General features: G+C 66.2%; 2 protein-coding genes. Both read right to left on the bottom strand.

Annotated elements, in window-relative coordinates:
* Positions 1–184: 184 nt before the first annotated feature.
* Complete coding sequence (locus AC1DZ6_RS22330; RefSeq protein ID WP_477099315.1) at positions 185–571, bottom strand: hypothetical protein; 387 nt, start codon at positions 569–571, stop codon at positions 185–187.
* Between the two features lie 273 nt (positions 572–844).
* Positions 845–3,090: TonB-dependent receptor plug domain-containing protein (locus tag AC1DZ6_RS22325; protein WP_477099314.1), on the bottom strand; the 2,246-nt coding region annotated here is incomplete at its 5' end.

The raw sequence follows: 3,090 nt of genomic DNA, 5'->3' as shown, positions 1-3,090 counted from the left end.
GCCTGGACGAGGCCGAGGCCGACTACAAGCTGTCGCTGCAGTTGGAGCCGGACCACGGCGGGGCGCTGCGGGAGCTGAAATACATAACCGACCACCGCGCCGGCGTTGCCAAGAACCAGCCGGTCCAGATCTACACCGCCGACGAGGCCAAGAAGGCCAAATAGCCACCCGGACCCGCGTCGCGTCAGTCCGGCGTGAAGACGCCCTGCAGGCCGACGATCATGGCGATGATGCCGAACATCGCCAGCACCAGGCCCGCGCCCTGCGAACCGCTGGCCGGCAGGTCGCGATGGGCCAGCCGCCCGGCCCGCAGACGGTCCCAGAGCAACAGCACGCCGACCGCGATGCCCACGAGCTCGAAGTGGAAGACCCGCGGCCCGCTGATCAGATGGACGATCAGGAAATAGCCGCCGCACACCAGGGCCACGACCCCGACGATCCAGCGAAACGGCCCCAGCCGCTCGGCGAACCGGGCCAGGTTGTCGCCGGCGTTGGGGATCAGCGCCAGCAGGCCGATGGCCAGCAGGAAACCGCCGAGGATGTTGCTGAGGTCGAGGATCAGGGAAAGCATGGCTGTGGAATGCGGTCACGGCCCTGGGTGTTCCCGGCCCACGCGCGGCGCCCCGCCGAAGTCCGCCGCCCGCGGCGGCGGCCCGGAGCGGCTCAGGCTTCCGACCAGCCGCCTCTTCGAACGTTCACTGTGGCCGGTGTCGGCGACCGTCACGACCCCGTCCGCCCGGCGCCGCATGGGCCGCGCGCCTGGAGAAGAAGACGGCCAGGAACTCCCTGGCCGTCCCCCATCTCGCCGTCACCATTCCGTGGAGGCGGCAAGTGTCCGCAATGCCTAGTATTTCACTTTAAGGCGCGCGTACCAGAATCCGCCGTTCATGCCGAACGGGCCGCCCGAGCGCGGATAGATCTGACCGTCGGCCGTGCTGCCGGTCAGGGCGTAGATCGGGTTGGCCGTGGTTGGGGCAAGCTTATCCGGATACTCATCGAAGATATTATTGGCGCCGACGGTGACGGTGTATTTTTCCGCGACCGTGTAGCTCACGTCGAGGTCAGCGGTGACCTTCGCGCCGAACTTCTGGCCCGGATAGTCCTGGTCGGTCCGCCAGCTGCCGTAGTAGTTCCCGCGGGCGTTGATCAGGAAGCCGGCGACCTCGTAGCTCGCCGAGGCGTTGGCGCGGTGCTTCGGCGTGATGTGCTCGATATCGAAGATCCGATCGGCGCCGATGGCCACCGGATCGGACTTGGTGACTTCGCTCTTGTTGTAGCTGTAGGCGAGCGTGAAGTTCAGCGGGTTGTCCAGCAGTTCGGTGCGATAGCTGGCGACGGCGTCGACACCCTTCGTCTCGGTGTCGAAACCATTGGTGAAATAGGCCACGGCGCCGCCGACGCCGACCGCGGCGAGCGCGGGCTGGGCGGCGATGTCGGCCGCATCGACATCGAAAGTGCTCGTGATGCTGATGCGGTCCTTCACCTTGATGAAGTAGCCGTCGACGGTGAGGCTGAAGTTGCTGATCGGGTTGAAGATGAACCCGACGCCGTAGTTGGTGGACTCTTCAGGGGTCAGGGTCTTCGCGCCGAAATACTGCGCGATGGCGCTGGTCACCGGATAGGTGCCGGTCTGAACCTGCTCGCCGCCAGGCGCGAAGGCGGTCGTCAGGATTTCGGTATTGCTCTGTCCCGGCGACGGGGCGTGGAAGCCGGTGCCGACGGTGCCGCGCACCGAGAACGCGTCTGTCACCCGATAGAGGGCGTTCACCTTGCCCACCAAGGTGTCGCCGAAGGTGTCGTAGTCCTCGTAGCGTCCGGCGACGCCGACCGTGAAGGCCTCGGTGATGTCGGTCTCGGCGCCGAGATAGACGCCGTAGTTGCTCTGCGTGGACGTCTTCGCCGACGCCGGGCTGGTGCCGCCATAGCCGCTGGCGCCGGGCGATTGCGAGGCCGTCTCAGGATTGCCGCTCACGAGCGAGCGGGTGTAGACGCCGGGCGACACCTGTACGTACAGCGGCTGCACGGCGTAGGGACCCGCGGCGTAGGACTGCAGGTCACCGGCTGTCGCTTCATATTCCTCGTGTCGATATTCGGCGCCGCCCGACAGGGTGATCGGGCTCGCGAACCCGACTTCGATCGGATAGGTCAGGTCGAGGTTCAGGTTGGTTTCGCGCTGGATCAGCTTGCCGAACTTGAACTCCGTCTGGCTGGTCGGACCGAAGGAGGCGTTGAGCGACTTCGTCATGGCCAGATCGATCGAGTTCTTGGCCAAGGTTCCGGAGAGGTCGTAGGTCAAGCCGTTGTCGGCCTCACCCCTGACGCCCGCCGTGCCGTAGAATTGGTCGACTTCGCCCTGGAAGCGCGGCGTGAAACCCGCCGGATAAACGGACGTGAAGTTGAACGTGTTGCTGTCCTTGACGAAGCCGCCCGTGGGGCAGGTGGCGTTGCCGGCCGGGCAGCGCGTCAGGTAGATCGGGGCGAAGGCGCCGTTGCGGCCCGGCGAGCGCGTGGCGGGCGTACCCGTGCCGTCGTCCACCGCCAGAGGCGTCGGCGCCGAGATCGGCGAGCGATAGTTGAAGCTTTGATCGGCTTCGCGATGCCCGAGGTTGGCCGTCAGGTAGATGCTGGTGTTGTCGCTGACGTCATAGGCGGAGTTGAGGAACACCTTGTAGCCGTGGGTCGGCGACGAGCCCCAGATCTGCGCCGGGCCGGGATAGTTGGGCAGTTGCCCCGCAAGGGTGGGGTTGTTCGCCGCGAAGACGGCCGCGATGGGCCGGGTGGCGCCGCGGCTGGTCTGGCCATCGTCGAAATACTCGCCCGAGATGTTGACGAAGCCCGCATCGAACAGCTTGAAGCCGGCGTTGGCGGCGAGCTGATAGCTCTTGCCGTCGCCGCTGTAGGTCTGGCCGTAGCGCGCCTGGACCTCGAAGCCGCTGTCATTGTCGCGGATGCCGTAGTTGATGACGCCGCCGATGGCGTCGGAACCGTATTGGGCGGTCGCGCCGTCGCGTAGGATCTGCAGGTTCTTGACGGCGATCGACGGGATCATCGAGAGATCGACGGCCTGCGCGCCCAACGACAGGGCGGTGT

It is taken from the genome of Caulobacter sp. P1_B12_2, assembly GCF_056406675.1.
Note: the sequence above shows the minus strand (reverse complement) of the source record. Positions and strands in the feature narration are given on the sequence as shown.